At 73.3% G+C, this 6,960-nt stretch carries 7 protein-coding genes; 4 read left to right on the plus strand and 3 right to left on the minus strand.

Annotation, left to right across the window (positions count from 1 at the left end; genetic code table 11):
• Positions 1-126 precede the first annotated feature (126 nt).
• Positions 127-561 carry a hypothetical protein gene (locus LCE31_RS23185; protein WP_225017158.1) on the minus strand — a complete coding sequence of 145 codons (435 nt, stop codon included), beginning with the start codon at positions 559-561 and terminating at the stop codon, positions 127-129.
• A gap of 196 nt (positions 562-757) precedes the next feature.
• Here LCE31_RS23185 and LCE31_RS23190 point away from each other — a divergent pair, with 196 nt between their 5' ends.
• The 3 genes from LCE31_RS23190 (at position 758) to LCE31_RS23200 (ending at position 2,950) form a co-directional block, all read left to right on the plus strand.
• A complete protein-coding gene (locus LCE31_RS23190; protein ID WP_225017160.1) occupies positions 758-1,255 on the plus strand; it encodes a DUF7144 family membrane protein in 498 nt (165 codons plus the stop codon).
• 188 nt (positions 1,256-1,443) lie between these two features.
• Positions 1,444-2,478: an endonuclease/exonuclease/phosphatase family protein gene (locus tag LCE31_RS23195; protein WP_374118527.1), complete on the plus strand. Its 1,035-nt coding sequence runs from the start codon at positions 1,444-1,446 to the stop codon at positions 2,476-2,478.
• Between the two features lie 214 nt (positions 2,479-2,692).
• On the plus strand, positions 2,693-2,950 hold the full coding sequence (locus LCE31_RS23200; RefSeq protein ID WP_225017164.1) for a DUF2630 family protein: 258 nt from the start codon (positions 2,693-2,695) through the stop codon (positions 2,948-2,950).
• Positions 2,951-3,004: 54 nt separating this feature from the next.
• On the opposite strand, the gene LCE31_RS23205 is transcribed toward LCE31_RS23200, so the two are convergent.
• Both LCE31_RS23205 and LCE31_RS23210 read right to left on the minus strand, forming a co-directional pair.
• A complete protein-coding gene (locus tag LCE31_RS23205) occupies positions 3,005-4,045 on the minus strand; it encodes an NAD(P)/FAD-dependent oxidoreductase (protein WP_225017166.1) in 1,041 nt (346 codons plus the stop codon).
• Positions 4,046-4,147: 102 nt separating this feature from the next.
• A complete protein-coding gene (locus tag LCE31_RS23210; RefSeq protein ID WP_225017168.1) occupies positions 4,148-4,630 on the minus strand; it encodes an RNA-binding S4 domain-containing protein in 483 nt (160 codons plus the stop codon).
• Between the two features lie 426 nt (positions 4,631-5,056).
• Here LCE31_RS23210 and LCE31_RS23215 point away from each other — a divergent pair, with 426 nt between their 5' ends.
• The gene (locus tag LCE31_RS23215) at positions 5,057-6,520 is read left to right on the plus strand and encodes an APC family permease (RefSeq protein ID WP_374118528.1); all 1,464 of its coding nucleotides are present in this window, start codon (positions 5,057-5,059) and stop codon (positions 6,518-6,520) included.
• Positions 6,521-6,960: the final 440 nt, after the last annotated feature.

Consider the following 6,960-nt stretch of genomic DNA (forward strand, 5'->3'; position numbering starts at 1 on the left):
ACCACCGGCCAGGTCTCCGTGCTCTCGCGTCCGCGCGCCACCCCGGCCGCCGCGGGCGGGGGGGGGGGCCGCCCCCCCGCCGGGGGGGGGGGGCCGCCGCCGTCTCGCGGGCGAACACGTCCTCCGCTAGGTGGAGTTCGTGTCGGCGCGCTCTTCGTGCGTGTACCACCAGTAGTACGTCACCACCGTGACCGCGGCCCCGATCACCAGCCCGAACCCAACCGACCGGTAGATGCTGAAGTCGCCCAGCCCGCGCAGGAATCCGACCGCAGCGCCGAGGAAGACGCCCCAGAGCGGCGCCCGCAGTTCGCGCTTCATCCTGTGCTGGGTGAAGAGGAGCACGTACATGACGGCCGCGAACGCGATGCCCGAGGCCAGCGCCAGCCACAGTTGCTCGTACCGGGCGGGACCGCCGCCGCGTGCCATGAAGGACGCGTAGGCCCCGTAACCGATGCCGAAGAGGAGGGGCAGTCCCATGGCGAGTGGCGACTGGCCGGCGTGGAACATCCCGCCACGGCCCGCGGACGTCCTCCGCGGTGCCGGTGCTGCGTGAGCGGCCATATCGAGGAACTCCTTCCCACACGCCCCCACCACCCCCACTGCTGTCTCCTTCCAGGGCACACCCGCCGCAGGGCCGCGGCAACCGGAAGGCCCCTGACCCCCGCACGCAACTCGCGGGCGGCCGGTGGCTCCTCCGGGACGCCCGGTGAAGAAGAGATAAATATCCCTTTTGTCGTTCTGGGCGCACCATGGCCTCATGAGCCACAACACCGCACAACCTCCTCCTCCCGGAACGGGCTCCGACATGGGTACGGGGCACGGCGCGGGACACGGCAGGCACCACCACGACCACGACTACGACCACGACCGCGCCGCCGCCTGGGCGGCGGGAGGCACGCTGTTCGCCGGCACACTGCTCCTGGTCTCCGGGATCATGGACATCCTGCAGGGGATCGTCGCGATCGCCAGGGACAGCGTGTACGCGCGGGTGCACAACTACGTGTACTCGTTCAACATCACCAGCTGGGGCTGGATACATCTCGCGTTGGGCGTGCTGATGGTGGTGATCGGCCTCGGCGTGCTGCGGGGTGCCACCTGGGCCCGGATGACCGGCATCGTGCTCGCGTCGCTGAACGTGTTCGCGCAGTTCATGTTCCTGCCCTTCGCGCCGGTCTGGTCGATCCTGGCGCTCGGGGTCTCGGTCTTCGTGATCTGGTCGCTGGCCTGGGGCCACGGCGGGCATCGGACGGTATGACCGGGGCCGGTATGACCGGGGCCGGTCCCTGCGCCCGGGCAGTGTGCCGCGGCCCGACCGGTTCACGGGGTGCGGGACGGCGGGCTCCTGGGTAAGGATGCGGGCGTCGCGCCCTACGGTCCGGGCCGGCGGCGCTCGCATCGCCTACCGGTGAGCGCGTTCCCGCCCGGGGAGGTCGGCCGTTGCCCATGTCGTCGCTCGCGCGTCCGGATGCGCGGGCAGCCACGCTCCGGCGCCCTCCGGCGGTGCGCGCCGTCCGCGCCACGGTCCTCTCCGCCGTGTCGCTGCTGCTGCTGGCCGTGTCGGCGGTGGTGGCCTGCCGTGCGGCGGGGACCGACGGCGTCACCCCCGTACCGCAACTGCTCGCGCTGCTGCCGTGGTTGCTGGTGCCCGCGGGGATCGGGCTGGTCGGCGCGGCGGCCCTGCGGTGGCGGACCGGTGTGCTGTGGGCGGTGGCGGCGCTGGCGGTGACGGCCTTCTTCGCGCGGCCGTACGGGGCCGGGCTCGCCGCCGCCGTGCCGCGAGGGCCCGTCGTGGCGCGGCTGACCGTGCTGACGTCCAACGTGGAGTTCGGGCAGGCGACCGAGGGGTTGATCGCCGAGGTGGGGCGGGAGAGCGCCCAGGGGCACAAGCCGGACCTGCTGTTCGTGGAGGAGTGCTCGCTGCGCTGCTCCGCGCTGCTGGACGCACGGCTGCCGCGCGCCGTCTACCCGTACCGCGACATCGTCAGGGAGGACGGTTCCAAGGGTTCGGCGATCCTGTCCACTTATCCGCTGGAGGACACGGCCGGCATTCCGTCCACGATGGCGATGCCGGGCGCGCGGGCGAGCGTCGGCGGCCGTACGGTACGGCTCCAGCTCGCGCACCCGCTGCCGCCGATCCCGGGCCAGGTGGGCGCCTGGCGCACCGAGCTGGGCCGGATACGCGCGTATGCGGCGGCCGGGCGCGGCGGCCCGCCCACCATCATCGCGGGCGACTTCAACGCCACGCGCGACCACGCGGCCTTCCGTCGCCTGCTGGCGGCGGGCGGCCTGCGGGACAGCGCCCTGTACGGCGGTGCGGCGCACACCCCGTCCTGGCCGCACGCCGCGCCGAGGCCGCTGGGCACGCAGATCGACCATGTCCTGGCCAGCGGGGAATTCTCGGTACGGGACGCGCGGTTCATCGATCTGTCCGACACGGACCACCGCGCGCTGCTGGTACGGCTCGACCTGCACGGATGAGATGACGGGTGAGGTGGAGCGGATGAGATGGAGGCGGCGGGATCGACCGGCGCCACGCACGCACCCGGACACGTGCCGGTCTCCGCAGGTACGTAGGGGTGCGTATGGGTACGCGTGGGTACCCGCGCGTGAGCGGTGTACGTGTATGTGTCTGCGGTACGCGGGAGGGCGGCGTGAACGCCGTCCTCGGCACGGTGCGAGAGGTGGGCGCGCGATGAGCGCATCGAACGACGACAAGGGCATCTTCCACACCATCAACGGCCTTGTGGACGAGGAGCACACGCTGCGCGAGCGCTCCACCGCCGCGCAGGGACTCGCCGCGGAGGAGCGCGAGCGGCTCCGCGCGGTCGAGGTGGAACTCGACCAGTGCTGGGACCTGTTGCGGCAGCGCCGCGCGAAGTCGGAGTACGGCGAGGACCCGGCGGAGGCGAAGGTGCGCCCCGCGAGTGAGGTGGAGGGCTACCAGGGCTGAGGGTTACGAGGGTTGAGGCGTACCAAGGCTGAGGCCCACCAGGACTGAGGCCCATCAGGTCCGGGCGGCCCACTCCTCGGTCTCCGCGTCCACCAGGGCGTTGTTGAGCGCGATGGCAGTGGTGGTGGCGTGTCCCATCGCGCCCGCGACGGTCAGTGACGGGTCCGCGCAGGTGCCCGCGGCCCACACCCCCGGCACGCCGGTGCGGCCGTCGGTGTCCGTCACGACGGACGCGCCGGAGACGGCGCAGCCGAGGAGCGCGGGCAACGGGGACGCCTGGCGGCGCGCGGTGGCGGCGAACAGCGCCCCGTACGGTACGAGCCGCCCGTCGGCGAACTCGACACCGGCGAGCCGCCCGTCCTCGGCCACGACACGCGTGACGCGGTCCTCGCAGACTGTTATGCCCAGCAGGGCGAGGCGCTCGGACTGGGCGGGTTCGAGGCCCGTGGGACCGTCGGTGATGAGCGTGAGGTCGTCGGTGAAGCGGCGCAGGAGCAGCAACTGCCGCCAGGCGCGGGGGCCGGACCCGACGACGGCGACGGGCAGCCCGGCCGCCTCCCAGCCGTGGCAGTACGGGCACGAGACGACGTCGTGGCCCCACAGGGCGGCGAGCCCCGGCACGTCGGGCAGATCCTCGGTGATGCCGGTGGCGAGGACGAGGGCGCCGGCGGCGAACACGGCCCTGCCGCGATCGACCGCGATCCGCAGGCCGCTGCGGGCCGGGTCCCCGGCGTCCTCGTGCCGCGCGCCGGTGACCGTCCCGGACACGAACCGCACGCCGTACCGGGCCGCGTCCGAGCGTGCACGCTCCAGCAGCTCGGCGGGGGCCGTGCCCTCGTGCCCGGCGAGGTTGTGCACGGCACGGGCCCGTTCGTTGCGGGGATGCCCGCCGTCCACGACGACGACGCGCCGCCGGGCCCGCCCGAGCACGAGCGCGGCCTGCACCCCCGCGACCCCGCCACCGACGACCACAATGTCCGCGCGGTCCGCGCCATCCATGTCGTCTGCGTCGTCCGTGTCGTCTGCGCTGTCCGCGCCGTCGGCGTACCCGCGCGTCCCCGCGCCCGACCGGTTTCCGCCACCCGTCTCGTTCATGGGCCGCAGCCAAGCACCCGTCCGCATGATGAGCCAGATCGTTTCGTCATACGAGACGGTAGCCGGGTACGGGTGGACGCCGGAGTGCGCGAGCGGGTGCCGTCAGTTGCCCTGGAGGCGGTCGAGCTCCCTGCGGTCGCGCTTCGTGGGGCGGCCGGCACCGCGCGGACGCACCGCGGCCGGGGCGGCGAGTTCCCTGGGCGGCGGGGGAGGGCTGTTGTCGATGTAGCAGGTCACGGCGACAGGAGCGCCCACCCGCTTCTTGATCAGCTTCGTGACGACGACGCGCCATTCGCGGCCCGAGTGCCAGACGCGCACCTCGTCGCCCGGCTTGACCGGCTGCGACGGTTTGACGCGGTCGCCGTTCACCCGGATGTGACCGCCCTTGCAGGCGGCCGACGCCTGGGAGCGCGTCTTGGTGAGCCGTACGGACCAGACCCAGCTGTCCACCCGTACCGAGGGCCCGCCGACCGCGGCGGCCGGAGGCGCCGGGCGGCCGGGCCCGGGCTCAGCCGGTTCAGCGGGCGCGGCGGGCTGAGTCTCTTCGGTCGGTTCGGTCGGCTCGTCGGGGGTGTCGGCGGACATACCACCGAGCCTAACCGTGTGCCGCGCGGGCCGGTGTGTTCTTTTCCGCGCCGAGAGCGGCGCCGGTGCGGTGGAAACACGGTGCGTGACCCGCGGGCGCCTGCGTCGTTGGGTACGCGGGGCATCGAACACGCATAGGGGAAAGGGGACTTGACCGCTACGGTCCGGTCCCTCCCGCTCCGGGCCGCGTCCTCGACACGTTGACGCGCCGTGCGCGGCGACGCCGCGTCGCTACGATGCCGACCTCCGCCCCTCTCCTGGAAGCAGTGGGTGATCGCGATGCGCGGACGAAGTGGACGCGGTGGGTTCGACGGGCGAGGCGGGCCCGGTGGCAGCGGCCGTGGTGGGCGTAGTGGGCGTAGTGGGCGCGGTGCGCCGGGCCGGGGCCTTCAGCCGGGTGTCCTCGGTACGTTCGCGACCACCGTGATGGCTGTCGCGGGCAGCGCGCCCGCGTACACCATCTCCACCACGACGGCCGTGCTCGTCGGCGCCGTCGGCCTGGCGAGTCCCGCCGCGCTGCTGTACTGCGCGGTGCCGATGTTCGGGATCGTCCTCGCCTACGGCAGGCTCGGCCGCCTCGACGGGAACGCGGGTGCCGCGTACTCCTGGGTGGGGCGGACCCTCCACCCGTTCCTCGGCTTCCTCGCGGGCTGGGCGCTCGTCGTGTCCACCACGATCTTCATGGTGGCGGGCGCGCTGCCGGCCGGCACGCTCACCCTGTCGCTGTTCGACCCGGCGCTCGGCGAGCGCGTCGGGGCCGACGCGCTGGTGGGGGCCGGGTGGTTCCTGCTGATGCTGGCGGTCGTGATGGGCGGGGTCCGGCTGTCCGTACGGACCCAACTCGCGCTGACCGGCGTGGAGGTGGCGCTGCTGCTGGTCTTCCTCGGCCTCGCGGTCGCGCACGGCGGCGGGGGCCGGGACTTCGACTGGGGGTGGCTCGGTTTCAGCCACTTCGACGGGCCGGGCGGGTTCGCGGCGGGCGCGCTGATCGCGACGTTCTACTTCTGGGGCTGGGACGTCACCAGCAATCTGAGCGAGGAGACCCGCAACAGCCGCAGGACGGCGGGGCTCGCGGCGCTGATCGGCGTGGGTGTCGTCTTCCTGCTGTTCGAGGCGTACACCGTAGCCGTCAACATGGTGCTGACGCCGGAGCAGGTGGCGGCGGGCGGCGCGGACGTGCTGCGGGTGCTGGGCGAAGCGGTGTGGCCGGGTACGGGCGGCCGGGTGCTGATCGTCGCCGTACTGCTGTCCACCGTGGCGACGTTCGAGACGACACTCATCCAGGTGACGCGGTCGCTGTTCGCGATGGGCCGCGACCGGGCGCTGCCCGCCGCGCTCGGCCGGGTGCACCGGCGCTGGAACACCCCGTACACGGCGATCGCGACGGTCGGCGCGGTGGCACTCGCGATGCTGCTGGCCGCCGGGGCCATCGGATCGGTCACGGAGGTCGTCACGGACGCGGTGACCGCCATCTCCCTTCAGATATCGGTCTATTACGGGCTCGCGGGGCTCGCCGTGGTCGTCGCGTACCGGAAGCTGCTGCTCACCTCCGTGAAGGAGTTCCTGCTCAGCGGGGTGTGGCCGCTGTCCGGTTCCGTGTTCGTGTTGTGGATGTTCGCCCAATCGCTGGGCCGGCTGTCGGTGACCGAGGCCACCATCGGTCTGGGAGGTCTTGGCGTCGGGGTCGTTCCGATGTTCTGGTACTGGCGCAAGGGCAGTTCGTACTACCGTCCGGCACGGCTGGACGCGTCGCGCGTGACGGCGGACCCGGGCTGGGGCCACGAGTGGGGCCGCGAGGGCGACCGTGACCGGGACCCGGACCGGGGCCGGGGCCGTGATCGGGTGACCGCGGTCCGTCGCGACGACGGCTCGATGGCAACGGACTACTGAGGCGGCGCACCAGGGACGTGCCGGGCCGACCGCCGCGCGGCGTGGGGCCGACGACGCCGTGGACGCGGGTTCGAGGGGACCGGCTCGGGTGAGGGAGAGGTGGCCATGGCGACGAAGAACCGGCACAGGGCGGCCCCGGGCCGCGGCCGGCCCGGCCGGCGCGACCGCCTCGGACAGCCGGAGCGGCGGGAGCAGCAGGAGCGGCGGGAACGGTCGGAGCAGCCGGAGTGGCGTGAGCGGTCGGAGCAGCCGCAGTGGCGTGAGCAGCCGGAGTGGCGGGAACGGCCGGAGCGGTCGGAACGGCCGGAGCAGCCGGAGTGGCGTGAGCGGCCGGAGACGTACGAGGCTCCGAGGCGGAGCGCACCCGCACCTGCACCCGCAGCCTCCCCTTCTCCCTCTCCGCTCCCCTCTCCGCTTCCTCCTCCCCGTCGTCCTTCCCC

It is taken from the genome of Streptomyces sp. 8L, from assembly GCF_020176795.1.
Taxonomy (GTDB): Bacteria; Actinomycetota; Actinomycetes; order Streptomycetales; family Streptomycetaceae; genus Streptomyces.

Excerpts from the sequence above, each read along its gene's own strand:
- LCE31_RS23210 (WP_225017168.1), bottom strand. The coding sequence starts at position 4,630 with ATGTCCGCCGACACCCCCGACGAGCCGACCGAACCGACCGAAGAGACT.
- LCE31_RS23190 (WP_225017160.1), top strand. The coding sequence starts at position 758 with ATGAGCCACAACACCGCACAACCTCCTCCTCCCGGAACGGGCTCCGAC.
- LCE31_RS23195 (WP_374118527.1), top strand. The coding sequence starts at position 1,444 with ATGTCGTCGCTCGCGCGTCCGGATGCGCGGGCAGCCACGCTCCGGCGC.
- LCE31_RS23185 (WP_225017158.1), bottom strand. The coding sequence starts at position 561 with ATGGCCGCTCACGCAGCACCGGCACCGCGGAGGACGTCCGCGGGCCGT.
- LCE31_RS23215 (WP_374118528.1), top strand. The coding sequence starts at position 5,057 with ATGGCTGTCGCGGGCAGCGCGCCCGCGTACACCATCTCCACCACGACG.
- LCE31_RS23200 (WP_225017164.1), top strand. The coding sequence starts at position 2,693 with ATGAGCGCATCGAACGACGACAAGGGCATCTTCCACACCATCAACGGC.
- LCE31_RS23205 (WP_225017166.1), bottom strand. The coding sequence starts at position 4,045 with ATGAACGAGACGGGTGGCGGAAACCGGTCGGGCGCGGGGACGCGCGGG.